The following is a 24,671-nucleotide window of genomic DNA, read 5'->3' as shown; positions in this document are numbered from 1 at the left end:
TGCAAGGAGCGTTTTATGTCATTGCGTAAACAGTTGTTTCTCGCCATTTGCCTGTTCTTGCTGGTGGCCTTCGGCGGCAGTTTTTTTGTCAGCCTGGAAAGCTCTCGCGAACAAATGCTCGGCCAGTTGCGCTCCCACGCCCAGGACGCCGCCACGGCACTGGGCCTTTCGCTGACTGAGCAGATCGACGACCCGGCGATGACTGAATTGATGGTCAGCTCGATTTTCGACAGTGGCTATTTCAGCAGCATCCGGGTCGTCAATATTGTGGATGAACAGGTGTTGGTGGAACGTAGCGTGCCAACGCAAATCGAGGGCGTTCCCGGCTGGTTTGTGAGTTTGGTGAACCTGCGTCCACAGGGTGGCGATGCACTGATCATGCGTGGCTGGGAGCAGGCGGCACGGGTCGAAGTGTTGAGCAATCCGCAGTTCGCCCTGGCCAAACTCTGGGACAGCACCCTCGGCAGCCTGATCTGGCTGCTGATTTGCGGCTTGCTCAGCGCGGTATTTGGGGGCTGGTTATTGCGCCGCCAATTGCGCCCACTCGACAAGATGGTCAAACAGGCTGAAGCCATCAGTAAGCGCGAGTTCCGCAGCTTGCCGAAACTGCCGCGCACTCCGGAACTCAAACGCGTGGTGCTGGCCATGAATCAGATGGTGGAGAAACTCAAGGCGCTGTTCGAAGAAGAGGCCACGCGCAGCGAAAAACTGCGGTCCGATGCTTATCAGGACAGTCTTACGGGTTTAGCCAACCGGCGCTTGCTGGATGAGCAACTGGCCGATGAACTACTGGTTTCCGAGCAAAGCCGCGACGGCCATTTACTCATGCTGCGGATCAATGACCTGATCGGTCTCAACCAACGTTTGGGCGGCCAGCGCACCGATACCCTGATCGGCGCTGTCGGCGAATTGCTCAAGCGCCTGACGCAGCCACCGGAACGTCGAACCTGGCTTGCGGCGCGCAATCGCGGCGGTGAATTCAGCTTGCTGACGCCGGGCGTGGACACTAAGGATGCCACCCGCCTGGCCTCCGAAATCAGCGCCACTCTGGAAAACCTGCGCCTGACCGGTGCCAGCGACTGTATGCCGGTGGCGCACCTGGGCGTCGTCGCCTACAACCCCGGTGAACCGGTAAGCGACGTGCTGCTGCGCCTTGATCAAGCGCTGACCCAGGCCCGACAGCACCCCGAGCGGCCGTGGATACACTTGGCCCATTCCGATACCGCTCCGAACCAGTCCCAACATGACTGGCGCAGCTGGATCGACGAAGCACTGACCGAGGGCAAGCTGCAGCTGTATTTCCAACCGGTGGTGCAATGCGCCGACACCAGCCAGGTGCTGCATCACAAAGTCCTCGCACGCCTGCTCGATCCACAGGGCGAGGCAATTGCCGCCGGGCATTTCCTGCCGTGGATCGAGCGCCTTGGCTGGGCGGCACGGTTCGACCTGGCGATGCTCGAAACCACCCTCGAATACCTCGCCGCCAACCGTTGGCCGCTCGCGCTGAGCTTGTCCGGCAGCACGCTACGCGATCAGACCCAGCTGAAGCTGATCTGCGACATACTTGAATCACTGCCGGAACTGGCGCCGCTGCTGACCCTGGAAATCGACGAACGCCAACTGCCGCCCCCCGAAGAGCTGCAACGCCTGAGCCATAGCCTGCTCAACACCGGTTATCGCATCGGTTTGCAGCACTTCGGCGGCAGCTTCAGCCAGATCGGCAACCTGACACAACTGGGGCTGGCTTACCTGAAAATCGACGGGGCCTACATTCGGGGTATCAATGAACAGACTGACAAGCGCCTGTTCATCGAGGCGATTTTCCGGGCGACCAACAGTATTGATTTACCATTGATTGCCGAGATGGTGGAGACCCAGGAGGAACTGGAGGTCATTCGGGAGCTGGGGGTGTTCGGGGTGATGGGAAGACTGATCGGGCCCCCGGAGCCGATGTGAGTCGCGAGGCACGCACGAAAATACACCGCCATCGTTCATGGCGAGCACGCTCGCGCCCAAAAGGTGTTCGGTATCGGCACCTCAGGGCCGGCGATCCTCGACTCGCGCCTGACTCTTGCTCCAATCGGTCAGCAGGCTATAAGCCACGGCCAACAACGTCGGGCCGATGAACAGACCGATAAACCCAAACGCAATCAACCCGCCAAACACTCCGAGCAGCACAATCACCAACGGCAAGTTCCCGCCCCGACTGATCAGGTAGGGCTTAAGCACGTTGTCGACCCCGCTGATGATGAACATCCCCCAAATCCCGAGGAACACCGCCATCCCGTACTCACCCTTCCAGGCCAACCACGCCGTGGCCGGAATCCACACCAACGGCGGCCCCATCGGAATCAGACTGAGCAAAAACGTCACAATCCCCAGCACCAACGCGCCGGGCACGCCGGCAATCAGGAAACCGATCAATGCCAGCACGGCCTGAGCCGCCGCCGTACCGATCACCCCATTGACCACCCGCTGCACCGTGCCCGCCACCAGGTCTATGTAATATCCGGCGCGGTCGCCAATCAGCCGCTCCAGCAACCCATGGACAAACACCGCCAACCGCGGCCCGTCCCGGTAGAAAAAGAACACAAAGACAATACTCAGCGTCAGCTCAAGGATGCCACCACCGATCTGTGCACTGCGCGCCAGCAACCAGTTACCGACCTGCCCCAGGTAAGGCTTGATCGCCAGCATCATCGCCGCGCCTTGCTGATCGATGCTGTTCCAGATCCCCACCAACCGCTCGCCGACCAAGGGAATACTGCCCAGCCAGATCGGTGCTTCAGGCAGACCGTCGACTTGCACATCCTTGATGAACGCCGTGGCATCGCGTACATGATCCGCCAGGTTGAAGCCCAGCCACACCAGCGGTGCTGCCACCAACAGCATCCAGCCCAGCGTCAGTAACAGCGCCGCCAGGGATTCACGGCCATTGAGCCAACGGGTCAACAAACGCATCAACGGCCAACTGGCAAACGCCAGCACCGCGCCCCAGAACAGCGCCGACCAGAACGGCGCCATCACCCAGAAGCTCGCGCCAAACAGCACCAGGAGCAGAATCTGCACCAACAGCCGATCGTTATTGGGCATGTAATGTCTCGAAAAAGTCAGTCAACGAAGAGTAGGCGAACGCGCCGAACGCGCTCGCCCAATTGAAGCTTATCGCAACAGCTCGAAGTGCAGGCCAGAGCCTTCGACACTGCCGGTTTCCATCCGTGCCGACCGCACGCCCTGGGCGATCAGCGCTTGGCGCCAGGCTTCGGCATTGGGCCCCGAAACATTGACGCGCAACGTGGTGTCCAGGTTCAGGCCTCGGGAAATCAAACGCAGCCAGGTGTCGTCTGGGTCCCCGTCGAGTTTGGGGAAATCAAGTTCACCGGTGCTTTTGAGCTGTCGCAGCAAGGTCGCGGAAGTTGGCAGCAAATCGCCCAATGGTGCGGCAGCGTCGAACTGCTCGACGTGCAGATAGGCTTTGCGATTGCCGCGAGTGATGCTGTAAAGCGCCACCAGCGTGTTGTCTTGAGGGGCTGCCAGACGCAGCAGCAAATAGGCCTGCTGGTTATCGGCGCCATACAGCTTGGCATTGCCGAAGACTTCATTGGCCCACAGGCTGCTTTCGCCGCAATCACGTGCCTGACACCAGAACAGCAACTCGGCGCCCTGCTTTTGCAACGCTTCGCGGGCGGCGGTGAAGGCATCGGTAGAGGAATGCTCCGGTGGCAACTCGTAGGTGACCGAGGTGGCATGTCCACGGGCGCTGACCTGGCCGTCGAAGCGCAACTGACCGCTGATCTTGCGGATCGAACCCAGCGGGTAAATCCGCTCGAGCTCGACAGCCGGGCGATAGTCGACGATCTGCGCATCGACCATACGCGGAACGATCGGCAGGTCCTGACTGCCAGGGATATCAGCGGCAAATAAAAGAGGACTGAAACAACACAGCGCCAGCAGAGTGAGTGAACGCATGGATAGACTCATCGAATCAGCATGGCCTGGGCACCCTTGATGACACTGTCGTCATCGATGCGCTCGGGCACCAGTAAGCCGCGTTGTACCGCAGGGCGCGCCTCCATTGTAGCCATCCAGCGCTGCAGGGCTGACAAGCCATCCACCGCGACACCAGACCATTCATGGCCACGGACCCACGGATAAGTGGCAATGTCGGCAATGCTGTACTCGCCCGCGAGAAACTCTACGGTTTGCAGACGTGTGTCGAGCACTTCATACAAGCGCCGGGTTTCATGTTGATAGCGGTCGATGGCGCCCTGGAGCTTTTCCGGGAAATAACGGAAAAACACGTTGGCCTGGCCCTGCATCGGGCCGATTCCGCCCATCTGGAACATCAGCCACTGCAACACCACCGAGCGCCCCTTGGGGTCTTGGGGCAGCAGTTTGCCGGTCATCTCGGCGAGGTAAATCAGGATCGCGCCGGACTCGAACACGGCGAAATCGCCATTGGCACGGTCGACAATCGCCGGAATCCGCCCATTGGGATTGATCTTGAGGAAGTCCTCGGATTTCTGTTCCTTTTTGTCGAAACTCAGGGCATGCACCGTATAGGGCAGGCCGAGTTCCTCGAGCACGATAGAGACCTTGTGGCCATTCGGGGTCGCAGCGGTGTACAGATCTATCATGGTTGTCTCCCATTTCAACCCGCCCAGCCTCGACAGTTGCCGGGCGCAAGTCAAGGAACGGCGAAGAACCGATTGAAACAGTCTGCGACAAGGTCGGCCCCGGGTTCGTCATTCAGGTGCAAATGATGGCCGCCAGGCAACTGTTCACGGCTAAAGGGTAGACGTTCCAGCAACTCGGGATGTTTGGCGAGCATGCCGTCAGCCGCGACCACCAGGTGTGCCGGGCAACTGACGCGCTGGACGAAAGCCATCGCCTGTTCAGTGGTCAGACGTAGAGGTGATGGAAGGGTCAGGCGATTGTCGGTGCGCCAGGTATAACCGCCCGGCACCGGCATCAGGCCACGCTGGGCCAGCAATTCGGCGGCTTCGCGACTGACCGCCACCAAACCTTTCATTCGTGCTTCGATGGCGCGATCGAGGGTGTTGTAGACCGGTTTGCGTTTTTCCCGCAGATCCAGCTGGGCTTGCAGGGCCATGCCCATGCGCTCGGCGGCGTTTTCGCCTTTGTCTGTAGGAGGAATGACGCCATCGATCAAGGCCAGATGGGTCACCCGTTCCGGCAATGACCCGGCCAGCACCAGGGAGACGATCGCCCCCAGGGAATGCCCCAGCAGCGCAAAACGTTTCCACCCCAACTGCTCGGCCACTTGCAGCACGTCGTGCGCGTAGTCCCACAGCGCGTAACCGGCGCCATTTGGCCGATGCCCCGAGTGACCATGCCCGGCCATGTCCAGCGCGATGATGCGCAAACCCTTGAGCTTGGGCGCCAGCCGGGCAAAGCTGTTGGCGTTGTCCAGCCAGCCGTGCAAGGCGATCACCGGCAAGCCATCCTCGGGACCGAACAGGTGCGCCGCCAACTCGATATGCGGCAGGCTCAGGCGAACTTCTTCGACGACGCTGTTCATGCGCATTCCTGTTGGCTGCGACCGTCCCAGCGACTGAACAGATTCTTCAGCAGCGTGGCCGTGTCTTGTGGACGCTCGAGGGGAAACATATGCCCGCCGGGCATGGTCAAGGACTCACCCAGGGGCATGCGCCCGACGGACCGGGCGTGATGGCGCATCACCACGCGGCTCTTGTGCCCGCGAACCACCGCCAGCGGCACTTTCAACTGCCGTGCACGACCGGGGCTGGTGTGGGGCACACCGCGGTAGATGCTGATTTCCGTGGCCGGATCGAAACGCAGGCGCAACTTGCCGCTGACATTGTGCAAACCATGTTGCAGATAGGCCTCAAAGCATTCCGGGTCAAAGCCACGGAACAGGGTTTTACCGGCGAAATACAGTCGGGCCGCGTCCAGATCGGCAAACTCTTCCCGTCGTCCCAACGTACGGCCGGCGGGGGTCAGGCGATCGATGAAACCGAAGCGCTTGGCGGCACGGATCACCCATTGATCGGCGCGGGTCAGCACCGGCGAATCGAGCATCACCACGCCGCGATACAGCTCAGGGCAACGCAAGGCGGCATGCAGGTGCAGCACGCCGCCAAAGGAGTGACCGACGCCCCAGACCGGCCCCGGTTGCTGCTTGAGGTGATGAATCAGCTCATCCACCAGATTGTTCCAGTTGTCGTCCGCTGGAAAACGCGGGTCATGGGCGTGCTGCTCCAGATGCGTCACCTGATACTCGGGCGCCAGCGCCGCGAACAACTTGCCGTAGGTTCCCGAAGGAAAGCCATTGGCGTGGGCGAAAAATATCTGTTGCGACATACCTGCAAATCCATGAGCGAGAACGGGGGTTGATTGTCCGTAAGACCGTGTCCTACAGCAATGACCGTAACTGACAGGAATGATGACAGTCGGGTCAGGGCTATAGGGGGGCAGGAAAATAGACCGCCCCTTTGTAGCAGCTGCCGAAGGCTGCGTTCGGCTGCGCAGCAGTCGTAAATCCTGCCAACGCAATCTTCCCGAAACACCGCGGTGAATGGTCTAACGACTGCTGCGCAGCCGAACGCAGGCTCCGCCAGCTGCTACACAGAGCATGCCGAAACTCATCGCACCGGCGGATTCTCCCCCAACGGCACCACCGCCATGGTCAACCGCGACACACAACTGACCTTGCCCTCATCGCTGCTCAAACGGATATCCCAGACATGGGTGGTGCGACCAATGTGAATCGCCTTGGCCACCGCCGTCACCCGTCCACTGCGCAAGCCGCGCAAATGGTTGGCGTTTATTTCCAGGCCCACGCAATAAAACTTGCTGGCGTCGATGCACAGGAAACTGGCCATCGAGCCAACGGTTTCGGCCAGCACCACCGAGGCGCCGCCATGCAACAAACCATAGGGCTGGTGCGTGCGATGATCAATAACCATGCTTGCGGTCAGGGACTCGTCATCGAAGGCTTCGAAGCGAATATCCAGCACTTCGCCGATGGTGTTTTTCTGGATTGCGTTCAACTGCTCGACGTTGGGAGTGGTGCGCCACAGACTCATCGTTACGTTCCTTTGTTGGAGTTGTTCGTGGCTCAATCCTGCCACAGCACCGCCTCGCTACGCTCGCTCCATTCTTCGAAGCGCGCACCGTAAGCCGCTTCGATCATGTTGCGCTTGATCTTCAGGGTCGGTGTCAGGAAGCCGTTTTCCACCGCCCAACTGTCCTTGACCACCACCAACCGACGCAAACGCTCATGCCTGTCGAGGACGCCGTTGACCTCCTCCAGCAGTTTTTCCAGGCTTGAATGCAAACCCGCCCGGGCTGATCCCTTCGCGTCCTGCTGACCGACCGCCGACAGCACGCACAACCCCAGTGGTGCGCTCAGCCCATCGCCAACCACGCACACTTGTTCGATCCGTGCATGCACCGCCAGGCGATTCTCGATCGGTGCCGGGGCAACGTATTTGCCTTTGCTGGTTTTGAAGATTTCCTTCAGACGCCCAGTCAGGCGCAGGTTGCCTTCGGCATCTTCCTCGCCCTTGTCACCGGTGCGCAGAAAACCGTCCTCCGTGAGGGTTTCGGCGGTTTTCTCAGGTTCCTTGAAATAGCCGAGCATGGTCGCGCCGCTACGCACCAATACTTCACCAGACGGCTCGATGCGCACTTCGACTTCCGGGCATGGCTTGCCGATCCAGCCAGGTTTGTTCTGCCCCGGCTGGCCGATGTGGGAATAACCGCAACTTTCGGTCATGCCGTACACCTCCAGCACATCCAGCCCCAGCTTTTGGTACCAGAGCAGCAAGGTCTGCGGCACTGGCGCGGCGCCGGACAAGGCGATGCGCAAGGCGTCCAGCCCCAGCCCGGCGAGGACTTTGTGCCCTACCCGTTTGCCGATGAAAGGCAAGCCGAGCAGGAAGTCGAGGCGTTTTGCCGGAATCTTGCTGTAGACGCCCATCTGGAATTTGGTCCAGATCCGCGGCACGCCAAATAGCGCGGTGGGCCGGGCACGTTTTAGATCAGTGAGGAAGGTATCGAGGCTCTCGGCGAAGAACACGGTTTGCCCGGTGTAGATCGACGCCAGCTCGACGAACATCCGCTCGGCGACGTGGCACAGCGGCAGGTAGGACAGCAGACGATCCGACTCATTCAAGCCGAATAACTGCGTGCCACGGGTGGTGGCGAATCCCAGGTTGCCGAAACTGTGCATCACGCCTTTGGGTTGGCCCGTGGTGCCGGAGGTGTAAATGATGGTCGCCAGTTGATCGGCGACGGGTTTGGGGTCGTCCTGAATCGGCGAGCTGCGTTGCAGATCGGCCCAGCTGAAATCGAAGGTGCCGGCCGGGCACAGCGGCAGGCTGACGGTTGGCAGGTCGGGGCTGATCCCGGTGGACATGCCCGGCCAGTCATCCAGCTTGCCAATAAACACCAGCGCGGCTTCGGAGTGAATGAGCACCTGGGCCACGGAATCGGCGGTCAGATTGCGATAAAGCGGCACCGAAACATGCCCGGCCATCCAAATGGCCAGGTCGGCGATGATCCAGTGGGCGCAGTTTTTCGAGATCAGCGCGATATGGCTGCCTTGCGGCAATTCGCGAGCCCGTAGCCAGTGGGCGGCACAGCGTGCCTGATGGCCGACGTCGGCCCAGGTCAGCGTCTCGACTTGGCCGCCTCCCATCGGCTGCACCAAAAAGCGTTGGCGGGGATGACGGGCTTCACGCTCGTAAAAGGCGTCCAATGGCAAACGGGAAGCAGCAGACATGCGACTTGCTCCTTTATTTTTTGTTTGGAGCAAGCGTAGTCAACCAAGCAAGTGCTTGGTTGACTATTTCACACAAAAACCATGAATGCCGTCTTTAAAAAAAACGGAACGCCACCGCCCGTGCAGGAGCCAGAGCAGAAGCAGATTACGGGTGTTTTATGCCGTTGAGCTTCATTGCCCCGACCAGCAGTTCGTCGCCCTCAAGCTCCGCCAACCCGGCTGTGCCGACTTTCTCCGGGTCCTGCACATGACCATGCTGCAAATAGCCCAGCAGGTTACCGACCAGCGGGTTATGGCTGACCAGCAGTGCGTGATCCACGGACACCAACTGCTCCGCCACTGCTTGCGGAAAAGTGTCGGGCTTTAGCCAGTCGACCGTGCGAATCTCCGGCGCAAAACCCAGCGCCGTACGCACAATTTCTGCCGTCTCCAGCGCTCGATGATAAGGACTGGAATAAATGGCGGTGAGCGGCTGGCCGATCAATTGGGCGGCAGTACGCAACACCTCTTCACGACCCTTGACGGTCAAAGTCCGCTCGGAGTCCGGGCGAGTACCGTGAGGCTCAGCTTCACCATGACGCAATACCCAGAGTTTCATAGTTTTGGCTCCTCATCTCGGGCCGGATGCGGTGCTGGCGCCACAACGTGCGGGGCTTCACCTTCCGGTGTACGCGGCGTCGGCCAGTCGGCGAACGGCCAAGGCTTCTGGTCGCTGTGAAAGCTGCCGAAACGACCGATCTGGGCCAGAAACTGGCTCAGGCTGTCGCCGAAGTTCATCAGGCTGGCGCTCGGTGCGCCATATATCAAACGATAGATCAGCTGCACCAGCACCACTGCGCCGAGGATCAATTGCGCCACTTGCCAGACCAGCACATAAACAATCATCCACAGCACCCGCAGCAGGATGGATTCGTACTTGGCTTCTACTTTCGGATCATTCATGTCTTGCTCCCTGCCCTGTAGATGGGGTGTTTAGTTGAAACCGCTGGTGGAGATAAAGTCGACGTCGGTTTTAGGCTCGGCACGCATCAGTAGACCGATGACCTGCTCCAGCGTGCGCCCTTCGAAGAGGATGGCATGCAATCCGGCGACCAGCGGCATATACACGCCCGCTTCCTGCGCCTTGGCCTTGAGCACCTTGAGGGTGTTCACGCCTTCGGCGACTTCGCCAAGACGCGCCACCGCATCCTCAAGGCTCAAACCCTGGCCGAGGGCAAACCCGACCTGATAGTTGCGGCTTTTCGGCGACGAGCAGGTGACGATCAAATCGCCGACCCCCGCCAGCCCCAGGAACGTCATCGGGTTGGCGCCCTGACTCACCGCGAAGCGGGTCATTTCCGCCAGTGCCCGGGTGATCAGCATGCTCTTGGTGTTTTCACCCATGCCCAATGCCACCGCCATGCCGGCGATGATGGCGTAGACGTTTTTCAGCGCCCCGCCCAGCTCCACACCAAAGCGGTCGGCGCTGGCGTACACACGAAAGGTCTTGCCATGCAGCGCTTCCTGAACCCGTTGGCAAAGCTCTTCGTCTTCACTGGCGACCACCGTGGCGGTCAGCGCGTGTTCGGCGATCTCACGGGCCAGATTCGGCCCGGACAGTACCCCGATGCGCGCTTGCGGAGCGATCTCTTCAAGGATCTCGCTCATCAGCTTGAACGTATGGGCTTCGATGCCTTTGGTCAGGCTCACCAGCAGTTTGCCGCGCAAACGGTCGGCGTACGGAACCAATACCGAGCGCAACGCGCTGGACGGCAGCGCGACGAAACACAGGTCGCAGGCCTCCAGGGTGGCTTGCAGGTCCGTGACCGCTTCCACCGCAGGAAGAATCTTGATGCCTTTGAGGTAACGCGGGTTCTCACGATTGACCCGAATGGCCTCGGCCTGTTCGGGGTCGCGCATCCACAGCCGGACCTGATGCCCATTCTCGGCCAACAGATTAGCCACGGCGGTACCAAAACTTCCGCCTCCCAGGACCGCAATTGGGCGCTGTTCAGTCATATGCAATCCGTTAATCCATACCAGTGGCGATGCCGGCATTATACGGAGCGGCCCGGTCGCGGCCAGCCCCAGCGTCAATTACCGACACTTGTAGGAAGAAGACCAAGAAAACCGAGGAAAATGCCCACAACGTGACTGGAAAAGTCCTTGCGCTCGGTTAACATGCGCGCCAACTAATCGCTATCAAGGCCGTGCCGTGTCTTTTGGCTTTCCCCGCCCTCGCTCGCCGCTGGTATTGGCGCTGGTCTTCAGCTCGCCATTGCTGGCCGACGACCTGTTCCTCGACAATGATCCATTGCCGCAAGTGCTGACGGCGACGCGCTTGAAGCAGTCGCCTGCGGCCGTGCCGGGGAGCATGACGGTGATCGACAGCGAACTGATCAATGCCAGCGGCGCGCGGGACATCAGCGAGTTGCTGCGGCTGGTGCCGGGGATGATGGTCGGCAACATCAGCGGCAATCAGGCGACGGTGAACTACCACGGCACCAATGCCAGCGAAGCGCGGCGCATGCAGGTGTTGATCGACGGCCGCTCGGTGTACCGCGCAGGCCTGGCCACAGTGGACTGGAGTGATATTCCGGTGGCCATGGAAGACATCGAGCGCATCGAGGTTTTCCGTGGCCCGAACACCGTCAGCTACGGCGCCAACGCGCTGATGGCGGTGGTCAACATCATCACCCGCAAACCGGCCGACAGCCACGGCACGCGGCTGAAAGTCACCCGTGGCCAGCGCGGTATCAACGATTTCTACGCCAGCCAAGGCATAGGCTGGGACAGCGGCGATTTGCACCTGTCGTTGTCCGGCCAGCAAGACGATGGCTTCGATTCGGATCGCACCGGCGCCGATTACCGCGACAGCCGTCGCTTGAACCGCTTCAGCCTCGCCGTCAGCCAGACGCTCAATGAAAACCAGAGCATCGACTGGCAACTGAATGCCAAGGACGGGACTAACCAGCGGCCCTATACCTACCGTCCGGTGTTCTCAGGGATTACCGCCGCCGGGGACAATTCCGACGTCATCGCCAAGGACTATGCCGGCTCGCTGCGCTGGAACCTGGACATCAATCCCAATCACAGCCTTTATATTCAAGGCTCGGCGCAACACTGGGATCGTCAGCAGACCTGGCGTGCCTGCGATGCCGAGATCTCGTTCAGCCCGGAGCTGACCCAACTGTGGCAACTCAACCCGAACTACACCGAACGCCTGGCGCGCAACATGGACCGCTACACCGGTTCCGGCGCACCGGCAGGGACCGCGGCTGAGCGTGCGCTGGGCAATCAGGTACTGAGGCAATGGCAAAACGGCGCCCGGCAAACCCTCTGCGGCGACATTGACCAGAGCGCCCGGGAATCGCGCTACGACCTCGAACTGCAAGACACGCTTAGCCTGTCCGACAGCCTGCGACTGGTCAGTGGCATGAACTATCGTTACGACCGGGCCAATTCCGAGACCTACTTCAATGGCACGCTCGACGACACCACCTGGCGAGCGTTCGGCCAACTCGAGTGGCGCGCCACCGAGCACTGGTTGCTGCAAGGCGGGGCGATGTACGAAGACACGCAATTGACCGGCAACTCGCTGACCCCAAGAGTGGCGGTCAACTACCTGATAAACCCGCGTCATGGCTTGCGCGCAGTGTATTCGGAAGCCATCCGTTCGCCGGACATGTTCGAGAATAACGTCAACTGGAGCTACCAGGTCACCAACCTGCGACCCAGTGCCTACGGCCAGTCCAGCGCTCGTTATTTCGTCAAGACCCGTGGCCCGGGCGACCTCGAACAAGAACGCATGCGCTCCCGGGAGTTGGGCTACAACGGCTACTTCGCAGAGTGGGGGCTGGCGGTCGACGTGAAGCTGTTCTACGACGAAATCACCGGCATGATCAGCGAACCGCTGCGCAACAACCAATACATCGCCAGCAACTCGAACAGCTCGCGCTTCACCGGGACTGAAACCCAGCTGGATTGGCGCGTCAGCAGCGCCGATCGTTTGCGCCTGACCTATGCCTACGTCGATGCCGAGGCGAGCAACCCGCTGGATGCACAACAGACTGCGCGCAACAGCGGCTCCGCCGGTTGGCTACGCAGCTGGGGCCAAGGCTGGAACAGCGCGCTCTTTTACTATGGTGCCGACGCCCTCAACGGTTATCGCTTCGAACGGGTCGACACCCGCATCGCCAAACGCATCGGTTTGGGCAAGGCCAATCTGGAATTGGCCGGGGTCCTCCAGCAACGCCTCGACAATCAGCCCACCACCTTCGTCGACAACAACTACGATGATCGCCGGGTGCTCTACTTCAGCGCGGAGCTGGAGTTCTAAGATGCTGAATCGCCCGTCACCAAAGACGCCAACCCTTGGCCGCCTGCTGGCCGGGTTGTGCCTGGTGTTTACCGGGTTGCTGTGCACTCTGCCGGCACGGGCCGCCGACATTCTGCTGACCGGCGCCGAGGACAATCCCGGCGTGCAGTCTTTCGTTCAAGCCCTCAGCGAGTTGCGCCCCACCGACAATGTGCGCTTCCAGCCTGTCGCCAGCCTGCCGGCGCCAAGCCAACTGGCCGTCGACATCCGCCTGATTCTGCTCGACTTGCCCAGCCTCGACTGGCGCCTGCAAGACGCCCAAGGCCCGGCGACGCTGGTGCTGCGCATCAGCCGTCTGCAAGCCCGCCAACGCTTGGGCAATGACCTGCCCCCGCACCTCAGCCTGCTCTGGAGCGATCCGCCGCTGGAGCGACAATTGCGCCTGACCCGACTGCTTCTGCCTGAGGCCCGGCGGATCGGCGTACTTTTCCACAGACACAGCGAATTCCTTTTGAAAGAACTGCGTCAGGCCGCCCTGCCCCTGGGCCTTGAAGTGGTCACCGAGCGTTGGGATAACACCCATGACAGCCGCCCCTTGCAGGCCCTGCTGAAAAACAGTGATGTGTTGCTGGGCCTGGACGACCCTGATCTGTACAACCCCAAAACTGTGAAAAACCTGCTGCTCAGCAGCTATGCGCGGCAATTGGCGATGATCGGTCCCAACGCAGCCTTCGTCAGGGCCGGCAGCCTGGCCAGCACTTACAGTGACCAGAACGATTGGCTGAAGATTCTCGACGAGCTGCTCGACCGCCCCTCGAACACCTGGCCGCGTGCGCTTTATCCGCAACACTTCAAGGTCTTAAGCAATCCGCAAGTGGCTCGTTCATTAAGTATTGAACCAATAAATGAAGCGTCTGTCGCAACACAGCTGGCCGAAGGAGAACGCCGCCCATGACCTTCCGTCGCGGTTGGGACATCAATACCCGCACCCAGATCATCAGCCTCGGCCCAGCCCTGTTGCTAACGTTAATACTGATCAGTTTTTTCACCTTCGTGCGAATCCAGGACCTGCGCCAGGAACTCAATCACACCGGTCAACTGATCGCTAATCAACTGGCGCCGGCCACCGAATATGGGGTGATTTCAGGCAACAACGAGGTGCTTGAAAGCTTGCTCAAGGCCACCCTGGCCACGCCGAATGTGCGCTTTCTGGAAGTACAGGACAGTACCAACCGGATTCTGGTGTATGTCGAGCAACCGTCGGAAGCGCACCACCGCTCGCATCAGGTCGAAGTGTTCCAGGCACCGGTGCGTCTGCAACGCATCGCGCTCAACAATGACTTTTTCCAGAATAGTCGTACCGTCGCCAGCGCGCCGGGCGAGGATTATCTGGGCCGGGTGATCGTCGGCCTGTCCAATGACGCCTTCAACCAGCGCCAGCAGGAAATCCTCCTCAAGGCCGGGATCCTCGCCTTGTTCGCTCTGCTGTTTACGTTCCTGCTGGCTCGGCGTCTGGCTGGCAGCCTGTCGCAACCGATCCACGACATCGGCAATGCGGTCAAGGCGATCCAGGAAGGCGACTACAAAACACCCCTGCCGATTGTCGACGACACCGAACTGGGCGCCCTGTCGCAACACATCAACAACCTTGCCCAAGGCCTCGAACAAGCCAGTCGCGAACAGCATCAGGCCATGGCGCAATTGATCCAGACCCGCGAAGAAGCGGAAAAGGCCAACAATGCCAAATCCGATTTCCTGGCGATGATGAGTCACGAACTGCGCACGCCTATGAATGGCGTACTGGGCATGCTGCAACTGCTGGAAACCACCGAGATGACCGAGGAGCAGATCGAGTACGCAGCGCTGGCCTCGGAATCCACCGAACACCTGCTCAAAGTGATCAACGACATTCTCGATTTCTCGCGCATCGAGCGCTCGGAACTGGAGCTGGAGCACATTCCGTTCAATCTCGCGGATCTGATCAGCAGTTGCGCCCAGTCGTTCCAGCACAGCGCGGTGCAACGCGGGCTAGAACTGCAACTGCGGATACCCGAGGACATGCGCGCCCTTCAGGTTCAGGGGGATCCGACGCGGATTCGGCAGATTCTGGTCAATCTGGTCGGCAACGCGCTGAAATTCACCGAACGGGGCCGCGTCACGATCGAACCGCAGTGGCAGTCCCTGGACCACGAACTGTTGTGGTTCACCTGCACCGTACGTGACAGCGGAATCGGCATCCCGGCCGAAAGCCTGGAGTTGATGTTCAACGCGTTCCAGCAGGCCGACAGTTCTATTTCAAGACGTTACGGCGGCACCGGACTGGGGCTACCGATTGCCCGCACCCTGGCTGAGCGGATGGGCGGCACCTTGCGCGCGCAGAGCGAGGAAGGCATTGGCTCGGCGTTTACCCTGGAAATCCCTTTGGCGCTGTATAAGCAGCCACTGCCGGCGCTGATCCCGCGAGGACATACCGGTAATGACCACGGCGAAGGCCGCAATGTGCTGCTGGTGGAGGACAACCCGGTCAACCGTACCGTTGTTGAAGCAATGTTGCGCAGTCTGGGCTTTACTGTCAGCGTCGTCACCGATGGTGCACAAGCAGTGCGTAGTGCCGAGAGCATGATTTTTGAAGCGATTCTGATGGACTGCCGACTGCCGGTCATCGACGGCTACGAGGCCACCCGACAGATTCGCCGATTACCCGGCTGCACTGACGTGCCGATCATCGCCCTGACGGCCAATGCCTTGCAGGGCGACCGTGAAGCCTGTTTATCAGCGGGAATGAACGATTACCTGGCCAAGCCCTTTAAACGCACTGATCTGCAGCAAATTCTGCAGCGATGGGTGCAGTAGTACAGGCCTTTCGGCTATCTGCGACTGGCGTGAACGACGAAAGTGCGGCAGTCTTAGGCACCCGAACAGGCCCGAAAAGGGGCTTGAATAATAATTTCAGTGCACAAGTGTACATTCATGTCCTTGGTGCTGTGACTTTCACCACAACGCAATAGTCTATGAGTAGGCTGCTGACTCGAGGCATGAACGCTTCGATCGGCCGGGAAGATTCGCCCCACCCTGCCGCATGGACTATTGAGGAGCTCGCATGACCAAACAAAACGCCTTTACTCGGGAAGACCTGCTGCGCTGCAGTCGTGGTGAGCTGTTCGGCCCAGGTAACGCGCAACTGCCCGCCCCGAACATGCTGATGGTCGATCGCATCACTCATATCAGCGAAGAGGGTGGCAAGTACGGCAAAGGTGAATTGGTCGCCGAGCTGGATATCACTCCAGACCTGTGGTTCTTCGCCTGCCACTTCGAAGGTGATCCGGTGATGCCGGGCTGCCTGGGCCTCGATGCCATGTGGCAACTGGTCGGTTTCTTCCTCGGCTGGCAAGGTCTGCCGGGCCGCGGTCGTGCCTTGGGTTCGGGCGAAGTGAAATTCTTTGGCCAGGTACTGCCGACGGCCAAGAAAGTCACCTATAACATCCATATCAAACGCGTCCTGAAAGGCAAGCTGAACATGGCCATTGCCGATGGTTCGGTGACCGTCGACGGCCGCGAAATCTATACCGCCGAAGGCCTTCGGGTCGGCGTTTTCACCTCCACTGACAACTTCTAAGGGTTATCCGCATGCGCCGCGTCGTTATCACTGGTCTGGGCATCGTTTCGTGCCTGGGCAATGACAAAGAGACCGTCTCCGCTAACCTGCGTGCAAGCCGCCCTGGTATCCGGTTCAACCCGGAATATGCCGAAATGGGTCTGCGTAGCCAGGTTTCCGGCTCCATTGACCTTCCCCTCGAAGAGCTGATCGATCGCAAGATCTATCGCTTCGTCGGCCACGCGGCGGCTTACGCCTACCTGGCCATGAAAGATGCCATTGCAGACTCCGGCCTGACCGAAGAGCAGGTTTCCAACGTGCGTACCGGTCTGATCGCCGGTTCCGGCGGCGCGTCGACCTTGAACCAGATGGAAGCGCTGGACATCCTGCGCGAGAAAGGCGTCAAACGCGTAGGCCCGTACCGCGTCACGCGGACCATGGGCAGCACCGTTTCGGCTTGCCTGGCCACCCCGTTCAAGATCAAGGGTGTGAACTACTCGATCTCCTCCGCTTGCGCCACCAGTGCTCACTGCATCGGTAACGCTGTGGAGCAGATCCAGTTGGGCAAGCAGGACATCGTGTTCGCCGGCGGCGGTGAAGAAGAACACTGGAGCCAATCGTTCCTGTTCGACGCCATGGGCGCACTGTCCAGCCAGTACAACGAAACCCCGGAAAAAGCTTCCCGTGCCTACGACGCCAAGCGTGACGGTTTCGTCATTGCCGGCGGTGGCGGCATGGTCGTGGTCGAAGAGCTGGAACACGCTCTGGCCCGCGGCGCGAAGATCTACGCGGAAATCGTTGGCTACGGCGCGACCTCCGACGGCTACGACATGGTCGCCCCAAGCGGCGAAGGCGCCATCCGCTGCATGCAGATGGCCATGGCCACCGTCGACGCACCGATCGACTACCTGAACACCCACGGCACCTCGACTCCGGTCGGCGACGTCATGGAAATGAAAGGTGTGCGTGAAGTGTTCGGCGACAAGGCTCCGGCCATCAGCTCCACCAAGAGCCTGTCGGGTCACTCCCTGGGCGCCGCCGGCGTTCATGAAGCGATCTACTGCCTGCTGATGATGGAAGGCAACTTCATGGCCGGTTCCGCCAACATCGACGAACTGGACCCGGAAGTGGCGGACATGCCAATCCTGACCAAGACTCGCGAAGACGCCACCATCAACACCGTGATGAGCAACAGCTTCGGCTTCGGTGGCACCAACGCCACGCTGGTACTGAAGCGCTGGCAGGGTAAGTAATACCCCGCCGTTTTGCTGCACAAAAAAACGCCCCGACTGGTTCGGGGCGTTTTTTTGTGCCCGAAATAATTAGTCGGGCAAGCGGTGTTCAATCCATCAGGCTCGAACCGCGATTTTCTTCCTCTCAAACATGAAACATTTGTCATGAAACTCAATAGCCTGAGACCGAATGCCGCGTATTTAGCGGGCTGCAGGACTGTTGCCGATTTCGCAAAAACTCCCTGCCCAACTCTGTCGTTTACTTAGCCAGCTAACAGAATATATAACAAAAGCCTGCACACGCCTTGCTGCAGATAACAGAGATTGGAGCTAGCAGATGACTGTAAAAGTAACTGAACGCGACGATTCACATATGTCCCATGAAGGCATCGCCGCCGGTATCCGCATCTGGGATGTACATCAACAAGACCTGCTGGTCGGGATGTTTCACTCCGAAACCGAAGCCCACAAATACAAGGCCGAACTGGAAACACTGGAACAGCAGCGCGAAGCACGCTCTGCATGATTCACCGCATTGAAAACGACAAACCCCGCCAGGAGCGGGGTTTGTCGTTGTTGCAGTCGCTAACGCCTTACCACATCAGATCGTCAGGGATCTGATAGGCCGCGTACGGATCGTCTTCGACGCTGACTTCTTCTGTCTTCACATTCAGCTGCACGATGCGCTGTGGATCGCGCTCCTGAATCTTCAGGGCTGCTTCACGCGGAATCACTTCGTAACCGCCGGCGTGATGCACGATCGCCAGCGAACCGCTGCTGAGCTTGTTGCGCATCAGGGTGTTGACGGAGATGCGCTTGACCTTCTTGTCGTCGACGAAGTTGTAGTAGTCCTCGGTGGTCAGCTTGGGCAAGCGCGAGACTTCGATCAATTGCTTGATCTGGGCGGCGCGGGCTTTCGCTTCGGCCTTCTCCTGCTGCTGGCGGTTCAACTCCTGGTCGCGCTTGACCTTCTCGGCCATGGCTTCCTGAGCGGCACGCTGCTGGGAGTCATCGAGTTCAATCTGGCCTTTGTGGGCCAGACGTTGCTGCTTTTGCTTCTCTTTGCCGACCTGTTTGGCCTGCTTTTGATTGACCAGCCCTGCTTTGAGCAACTGGTCGCGAAGGGAAATGCTCATGGTGCTTATTTCTCACTTAGGCAACTGCTCAACCGCAGCTGGGCAAATTCTTTTCCTGACGTTTGGCTTCGCCCCACAAGGCGTCCAACTCTTCGAGGGTGCAATCTTCTATGGGACGGTGGGTGTCGCGCAATGCCTGTTCGATAAATCGGAAGCGTCTTTCAAATTTTGAGTTAGCGCCGCGCAGTGCGGTTTCCGGATCGACCTTGAGGTGTCGCGCCAGATTAACCACGGAAAACAGCAGGTCGCCGACTTCATCGGCGATCGCTGCCGAGTCATTGTCGGCCATGGCTTCGAGCACTTCATCGAGCTCTTCGCGAACCTTGTCGAGCACCGGCAAGGCGTCCGGCCAGTCGAAACCGACCTGCCCTGCCCGCTTCTGCAGTTTTGCCGAACGGGACAGCGCCGGCAATGCGGCAGGCACGTCGTCGAGCAAGGACAACTGCTCCGGTGCCGAAGACTTCTCGGCGCGCTCTTCGGCCTTGATCTCTTCCCAGCGTTGCTTGACCTGCTCTTCATTCAGACGCGGGATGTCCAGCGGCGCATACAGATCACCGGTGGGGAACACGTGAGGATGACGGCGGATCAGTTTGCGCGTGATGCTGTCGACCACGCCAGCGAACTCGAAACGTCCTTCTTCCCGGGCCAGTTGGCTGTAATAAACCACCTGGAACAGCAAGTCGCCCAACTCACCCTGCAAATGATCGAAGTCTCCGCGTTCGATGGCATCGGCGACTTCGTAGGCTTCTTCCAGGGTGTGCGGGACGATGGTCGCGTAGGTTTGCTTGATGTCCCACGGGCAGCCGTACTGCGGGTCGCGCAGACGGTTCATCAGGTGCAACAGATCTTCTAGTGAATACATCTTTCATTAATCTCTACACACTTGCAGGAGCGAGCGGCAAGTCGGATCGCCGCACCGCTCGCCCCTACAGGTGTCACCATCAATTTCCGTGCAGGTCTCTCACGGTGTGCGGTTACGCCGGGTTTCGATGATGTTCGGCAACTGGGAAATCCGCCCCAGCAACCGCCCCAGTGCATCCAGGCCCGGAATCTCGATGGTCAGGGACATCAACGCCGTGTTGTCCTCTTTGTTCGAACGGGTGTTGACCGCCAGCACGTTGATCCGCTCGTTGAGCAGCACCTGCGACACGTCACGCAACAGACCGGAACGGTCGTAGGCGCGAATGATGATGTCCACCGGATAAGTGAGCACCGGCACCGGGCCCCAGCTGACCTGGATGATCCGCTCCGGCTCGCGCCCGGCCAGTTGCAGCACCGAGGCGCAGTCCTGACGGTGGATGCTCACGCCACGGCCCTGGGTGATGTAACCGACGATCGCATCCCCCGGCAGCGGCTGGCAGCAGCCGGCCATCTGGGTCATCAGGTTGCCGACGCCCTGGATCTGGATGTCGCCACGCTTGCCCGGTTTGTAGCCAGTCGCTTTGCGCGGGATCAGTTCCAGCTGTTCGTTGCCGCGTTCCGGCTCGACCAGTTGCTGCGCCAGGTTCACCAGTTGCGCCAGGCGCAAATCGCCTGCGCCCAATGCGGCGAACATGTCCTCGGCGGTCTTCATGTTGGCCTTCTCGGCCAGCTTGTCGAAATCCACCTGCGGCAGGCCGAGACGATTGAGTTCGCGCTCGAGCAAGGTTTTACCGGCCGCGACGTTCTGATCGCGGGCCTGCAATTTGAACCAGTGAACGATCTTCGCCCGCGCCCGCGAGGTGGTGATGTAACCCAGGTTCGGGTTCAGCCAGTCGCGGCTCGGAGTGCCGTGCTTGCTGGTGATGATCTCGACCTGTTCACCGGTTTGCAGGCTGTAGTTGAGCGGCACGATCCGCCCGTTGATCTTGGCGCCGCGGCAGTTGTGACCGATTTCGGTGTGCACGCGGTAGGCGAAGTCCAGCGGAGTCGCGCCCTTCGGCAAGTCGATGGCGTGACCGTCCGGAGTAAAGATGTAGACCCGGTCCGGCTCGATATCGACCCGCAATTGTTCGGCAAGGCCACCAATATCGCCCAGCTCTTCGTGCCACTCGAGAACCTGACGCAGCCAGGAAATTTTCTCTTCGTAGTGGTTCGAGCCGGACTTGACGTCGGTGCCCTTGTATTTCCAGTGGGCGCAGACCCCCAGCTCGGCTTCCTCGTGCATGGCGTGGGTGCGGATCTGCACCTCCAGCACCTTGCCCTCGGGACCGATTACCGCGGTGTGCAGCGAGCGGTAGCCGTTCTCTTTCGGGTTGGCGATGTAGTCGTCGAACTCTTTCGGGATGTGCCGCCACAGGGTGTGGACGATGCCGAGCGCGGTGTAGCAGTCGCGCATTTCCGGCACCAGCACGCGAACCGCGCGCACGTCGTAGATCTGGCTGAACTCCAGACCCTTGCGCTGCATTTTGCGCCAGATCGAATAGATGTGTTTGGCACGGCCGCTGATGTCGGCATCGACGCCGGTGGCCTGCAACTCGTCTTTGAGTTGGGTCATCACGTCGGCGATAAAGCGCTCGCGATCCAGGCGTCGCTCGTGGAGCAACTTGGCGATCTGCTTGTACTGGTCGGGCTCAAGATAGCGGAAGGACAAGTCCTCCAGCTCCCACTTGATATGACCGATACCGAGGCGGTGGGCCAGCGGCGCGTAAATGTCGAAGACTTCACGGGCGACGCGGTTGCGCTTCTCGTCGTCGGCGGTTTTCACCGCGCGGATCGCACAGGTGCGCTCAGCCAGTTTGATCAGCGCGACGCGCACGTCATCGACCATGGCCACCAGCATTTTGCGCAGGTTTTCGACCTGGCCCTGAGTGCCCAGCACCAGGGATTGACGAGGGCTCAGGCTGGCGCTGATCGCGGCCATGCGCAACACGCCGTCGATGAGTTTGGCGACTACCGGACCGAAGCGCTGGCTGACTGCCGGCAACTGGATCTGGCCTTCGCGCACGCCGCGGTACAGCACCGCTGCAACCAACGAATCCTGGTCGAGTTTGAGGTCGGCGAGAATCTCGGCGATCTCAAGGCCCGTGCGGAAACTCGAGGTCCCTTCGGACCACAGATTCTTCGCCGCATTGGCTTGCTGTTCGGCCTCGCGAGCGAACTCGCAGGCTTCCTTCAAGGCTTCGCGATCCAGTGCCGCATCGACACTGACCGCATGATCGAGCCAAGCCTCGAGATTGATACTGCCGTCGGTGTTGATCGGCTGGTGTGCTCTCACCTGTACCATCTTGCTTTACCTTCCCTACGACGCAGATTCAATGCGTCAAATCGCTGACCTTTGCTGCCCGTGTGCACTCGCGGGGCTAAGACGAATGCGCTTTGCACGAGCGGGTCAGTCGGACCAGACGAGCCGTCCTAGCTCGCTTCAAATAACGCCATGGCCTCGACATGTGCCGTCTGAGGAAACATATCGAGAATCCCGGCACGTTTTAACCGGTAGCCCTGCTTGATCAATTCGACCGTGTCGCGCGCCAGCGTTGCAGGGTTGCACGACACATACACCAATCGTTTGGCGCCCAGGGACGCCAGCTTGCGCACCACCTCAAAAGCACCGTCGCGAGGTGGGTCCAAGAGTACCGCACAAAAGCCTTCATCGGCCCATTCGGCATCGGCCAAAGGCTGGGATAAATCGGCCTGAAAAAACTTCGCGTTATGCAGATTATTGCTGACAGCATTCGCGGCGGCACGCTCGACCATCGCCTGCACGCCCTCCACCGCCACCACTTCACGAACCGCTTTGGCCAGCGGCAAGGCAAAGTTGCCCAACCCACAAAACAGATCCAGAACCCGCTCATCAGATTTCGGCGCCAACCACGCCAACGCCTGGGCGACCATCGCTTCGTTGACCCCGGCGTTGACCTGAATGAAATCTCCCGGCCGATACGCCAGGTTCAAGTCCCACTGTTCAAGGCGATAGCCCAGCGACTGATCGGTCTCGACCGGTTGCGGCTCACCATCGCCATGCAGCCACAACTGGGCTTCATGGAACGCGCAGAATTCCTTGAGGATGGTCATGTCGGCTTCGGACAACGGCGCCATGTGCCGCAGCAATACCGCCAATGACGAACCACTGAACAACTCCACATGCCCCAGCGCCTGAGGTTTGCTCAAGCGCCGCAGCATCTCCGGCAAGCGGGTCATGACCGGTTGCAAGGGCTGTACCAGCACCAGGCATTCGTTGATGGCGACAATGTCCTGACTGCCGGCAGCGCGGAAGCCGACGTCGAGTTTTTTCGCTTTCATATCCCAACGCACCGCCACTCGGGCGCGACGGCGGTAGCCGAATTCCGGACCGCTCAACGGCGCTGCCCACTCTTCAGGTTCGACACCGGCAACCCGCGACAATTGCTCGGCGAGCATGCGCTGTTTCAGGGCGAGTTGTTCGTTGTGGGGCAGATGCTGCACGCTGCAACCGCCGCAGCGAGCGGCATGAGCGCACGGTGCCGGGCGGCGCAATTCACTGGCCTGGAACACGCGTTCGGTGCGCGCCTCGACCACTTTGCCGTGGGCACCCAAAACCCGCGCCTCGACTTCTTCACCGGCCAATGCGCCGATGACAAACCAGGTGCGACCTTCGAAAAACGCGATACCGCGACCGTCATTAGCCAGGCGCTCGATGGTCAAGCGCTGCTTTTTGCCGGTCGGGACTTGCGGGGCCTTGCTGCCGCCCGTGGGCTGGAAGCGCAGGCTTCTCTCGTGCTTGGCCATCAGTTGGGCGCGTCGAAAATGCCGGTCGACAAGTAACGGTCGCCACGGTCGCAAATGATCGCGACGATCACCGCGTTTTCAACTTCTTTGGACAGACGCAGCATCGCCGCCACGGCACCGCCCGAAGACACGCCGCAGAAGATGCCTTCTTCGCGCGCCAGACGACGGGTCACGTCTTCGGCTTCGCTTTGTGCCATGTCGACGATCCGGTCCACGCGATCGACCTGGTAGATCTTCGGCAGGTATTCCTGGGGCCAGCGACGGATGCCCGGAATTGCCGAGCCTTCCATCGGTTGCAGGCCGATGATCTGCACGTTGTCGTTCTGCTCTTTCAAGTAGCGCGAAACGCCCATGATGGTGCCGGTGGTGCCCATCGAGCTGACAAAGTGAGTGATGGTGCCCTGGGTCTGACGCCAGATTTCCGGACCAGTGGTGGTGTAGTGCGCCTCAGGGTTGTCAAGGTTGGCAAACTGGTCCAATACCTTGCCCCGGCCTTCCGCTTCCATTCGCTGGGCGAGGTCGCGGGCACCTTCCATGCCTTCTTCCTGGCTGACCAGAATCAGCTCGGCGCCATAGGCCGTCATGGCGGCCTTGCGCTCGGCACTGGAGTTGTCCGGCATGATCAGGATCATCTTGTAACCCTTGATCGCGGCGGCCATGGCCAAGGCGATCCCGGTGTTGCCCGAGGTCGCTTCGATCAGCGTATCGCCGGCATGGATCTGCCCGCGCAATTCGGCGCGGGTGATCATCGACAGCGCCGGACGGTCCTTGACCGAACCCGCCGGGTTATTCCCTTCGAGCTTGAGCAAAAGGGTGTTGCTGGTGGCGCCAGGCAGGCGCTGCAAACGGACCAGCGGAGTGTTGCCGACGCAATCGGCGATGGTTGGGTACTGCAAGGTCATGGCGTATTCGCAATCCAGACTGCGGGGGCGCCTATCATACCGGCAAACGTGCG

The 24,671-nt window shown here is 60.1% G+C and carries 22 protein-coding genes; 7 read left to right on the top strand and 15 right to left on the bottom strand.

Annotated features, from left to right (window positions below):
- Positions 1-15: 15 nt before the first annotated feature.
- Positions 16-1,956: a cyclic di-GMP receptor LapD gene (lapD, locus tag PSH97_RS07585; RefSeq protein WP_305448703.1), complete on the top strand. Its 1,941-nt coding sequence runs from the start codon at positions 16-18 to the stop codon at positions 1,954-1,956.
- An 81-nt stretch (positions 1,957-2,037) separates the two neighbouring features.
- On the opposite strand, the gene PSH97_RS07580 is transcribed toward lapD, so the two are convergent.
- From PSH97_RS07580 to PSH97_RS07535, 10 genes are all read right to left on the bottom strand, one after another.
- The gene (locus PSH97_RS07580; protein ID WP_305448702.1) at positions 2,038-3,093 is read right to left on the bottom strand and encodes an AI-2E family transporter; all 1,056 of its coding nucleotides are present in this window, start codon (positions 3,091-3,093) and stop codon (positions 2,038-2,040) included.
- A gap of 69 nt (positions 3,094-3,162) precedes the next feature.
- A complete protein-coding gene (locus PSH97_RS07575; protein ID WP_305448701.1) occupies positions 3,163-3,969 on the bottom strand; it encodes a DUF4892 domain-containing protein in 807 nt (268 codons plus the stop codon).
- An 8-nt stretch (positions 3,970-3,977) separates the two neighbouring features.
- Complete coding sequence (locus PSH97_RS07570; RefSeq protein WP_305448700.1) at positions 3,978-4,637, bottom strand: glutathione S-transferase family protein; 660 nt, start codon at positions 4,635-4,637, stop codon at positions 3,978-3,980.
- Between the two features lie 50 nt (positions 4,638-4,687).
- On the bottom strand, positions 4,688-5,542 hold the full coding sequence (locus tag PSH97_RS07565) for an alpha/beta hydrolase (RefSeq protein ID WP_305448699.1): 855 nt from the start codon (positions 5,540-5,542) through the stop codon (positions 4,688-4,690).
- A complete protein-coding gene (locus PSH97_RS07560) occupies positions 5,539-6,345 on the bottom strand; it encodes an alpha/beta fold hydrolase (RefSeq protein WP_305448698.1) in 807 nt (268 codons plus the stop codon). Before PSH97_RS07560 ends, PSH97_RS07565 begins: the two co-directional genes overlap by 4 nt.
- Before the next feature lie 281 nt (positions 6,346-6,626).
- The gene (locus PSH97_RS07555) at positions 6,627-7,070 is read right to left on the bottom strand and encodes a hotdog fold thioesterase (protein WP_305448697.1); all 444 of its coding nucleotides are present in this window, start codon (positions 7,068-7,070) and stop codon (positions 6,627-6,629) included.
- 32 nt (positions 7,071-7,102) lie between these two features.
- Entirely contained in the window at positions 7,103-8,770 is a 1,668-nt protein-coding gene (locus tag PSH97_RS07550; RefSeq protein WP_305448696.1) for an AMP-binding protein, read from the bottom strand.
- 145 nt (positions 8,771-8,915) lie between these two features.
- Entirely contained in the window at positions 8,916-9,368 is a 453-nt protein-coding gene (sixA, locus tag PSH97_RS07545; protein WP_305448695.1) for a phosphohistidine phosphatase SixA, read from the bottom strand.
- Positions 9,365-9,712 carry a DUF4389 domain-containing protein gene (locus PSH97_RS07540; protein ID WP_052966905.1) on the bottom strand — a complete coding sequence of 116 codons (348 nt, stop codon included), beginning with the start codon at positions 9,710-9,712 and terminating at the stop codon, positions 9,365-9,367. Before PSH97_RS07540 ends, sixA begins: the two co-directional genes overlap by 4 nt.
- Before the next feature lie 30 nt (positions 9,713-9,742).
- A complete protein-coding gene (locus PSH97_RS07535) occupies positions 9,743-10,768 on the bottom strand; it encodes an NAD(P)H-dependent glycerol-3-phosphate dehydrogenase (protein WP_305422749.1) in 1,026 nt (341 codons plus the stop codon).
- A 196-nt stretch (positions 10,769-10,964) separates the two neighbouring features.
- On the opposite strand from PSH97_RS07535, the gene PSH97_RS07530 reads away from it, so the two are divergent.
- The 6 genes from PSH97_RS07530 (at position 10,965) to PSH97_RS07505 (ending at position 18,420) form a co-directional block, all read left to right on the top strand.
- Positions 10,965-13,088, top strand: coding sequence for a TonB-dependent receptor plug domain-containing protein (locus PSH97_RS07530; protein ID WP_305448694.1), 2,124 nt, complete (start codon positions 10,965-10,967; stop codon positions 13,086-13,088).
- Between the two features lies 1 nt (position 13,089).
- Positions 13,090-14,022, top strand: a complete 933-nt coding sequence (locus PSH97_RS07525; protein WP_305448693.1) for an ABC transporter substrate-binding protein — start codon at positions 13,090-13,092, stop codon at positions 14,020-14,022.
- Positions 14,019-15,920, top strand: coding sequence for an ATP-binding protein (locus tag PSH97_RS07520; protein ID WP_305448692.1), 1,902 nt, complete (start codon positions 14,019-14,021; stop codon positions 15,918-15,920). Before PSH97_RS07525 ends, PSH97_RS07520 begins: the two co-directional genes overlap by 4 nt.
- Positions 15,921-16,167: 247 nt before the next feature.
- Positions 16,168-16,683, top strand: coding sequence for a 3-hydroxyacyl-[acyl-carrier-protein] dehydratase FabA (gene fabA, locus PSH97_RS07515; protein WP_007899046.1), 516 nt, complete (start codon positions 16,168-16,170; stop codon positions 16,681-16,683).
- An 11-nt stretch (positions 16,684-16,694) separates the two neighbouring features.
- The gene (gene fabB, locus PSH97_RS07510; protein ID WP_253416316.1) at positions 16,695-17,915 is read left to right on the top strand and encodes a beta-ketoacyl-ACP synthase I; all 1,221 of its coding nucleotides are present in this window, start codon (positions 16,695-16,697) and stop codon (positions 17,913-17,915) included.
- Positions 17,916-18,231: 316 nt separating this feature from the next.
- Positions 18,232-18,420 (top strand): hypothetical protein, encoded by a 189-nt coding sequence (locus PSH97_RS07505; protein WP_008011665.1) that lies wholly within the window; start codon positions 18,232-18,234, stop codon positions 18,418-18,420.
- A gap of 67 nt (positions 18,421-18,487) precedes the next feature.
- Here PSH97_RS07505 and PSH97_RS07500 read toward each other — a convergent pair whose 3' ends face one another.
- The 5 genes from PSH97_RS07500 to cysM all read right to left on the bottom strand — a co-directional run bounded on the left by PSH97_RS07500 (position 18,488) and on the right by cysM (position 24,618).
- Complete coding sequence (locus PSH97_RS07500; RefSeq protein ID WP_305448691.1) at positions 18,488-19,030, bottom strand: DUF2058 domain-containing protein; 543 nt, start codon at positions 19,028-19,030, stop codon at positions 18,488-18,490.
- A 28-nt stretch (positions 19,031-19,058) separates the two neighbouring features.
- Positions 19,059-19,892 carry a nucleoside triphosphate pyrophosphohydrolase gene (gene mazG, locus PSH97_RS07495; protein ID WP_305448690.1) on the bottom strand — a complete coding sequence of 278 codons (834 nt, stop codon included), beginning with the start codon at positions 19,890-19,892 and terminating at the stop codon, positions 19,059-19,061.
- Positions 19,893-19,991: 99 nt separating this feature from the next.
- Positions 19,992-22,235 (bottom strand): GTP diphosphokinase, encoded by a 2,244-nt coding sequence (relA, locus tag PSH97_RS07490; RefSeq protein WP_038979473.1) that lies wholly within the window; start codon positions 22,233-22,235, stop codon positions 19,992-19,994.
- 128 nt (positions 22,236-22,363) lie between these two features.
- Positions 22,364-23,716, bottom strand: a complete 1,353-nt coding sequence (gene rlmD, locus PSH97_RS07485) for a 23S rRNA (uracil(1939)-C(5))-methyltransferase RlmD (RefSeq protein ID WP_305448689.1) — start codon at positions 23,714-23,716, stop codon at positions 22,364-22,366.
- A complete protein-coding gene (gene cysM, locus PSH97_RS07480) occupies positions 23,716-24,618 on the bottom strand; it encodes a cysteine synthase CysM (RefSeq protein ID WP_305448688.1) in 903 nt (300 codons plus the stop codon). The genes rlmD and cysM overlap by 1 nt, the downstream gene beginning before the upstream one ends.
- Positions 24,619-24,671 lie beyond the last annotated feature (53 nt).

Source organism: Pseudomonas cucumis (assembly GCF_030687935.1).
In the GTDB taxonomy this organism is placed as follows: domain Bacteria; phylum Pseudomonadota; class Gammaproteobacteria; order Pseudomonadales; family Pseudomonadaceae; genus Aquipseudomonas; species Aquipseudomonas cucumis.
Note: the sequence above shows the minus strand (reverse complement) of the source record. Positions and strands in the feature narration are given on the sequence as shown.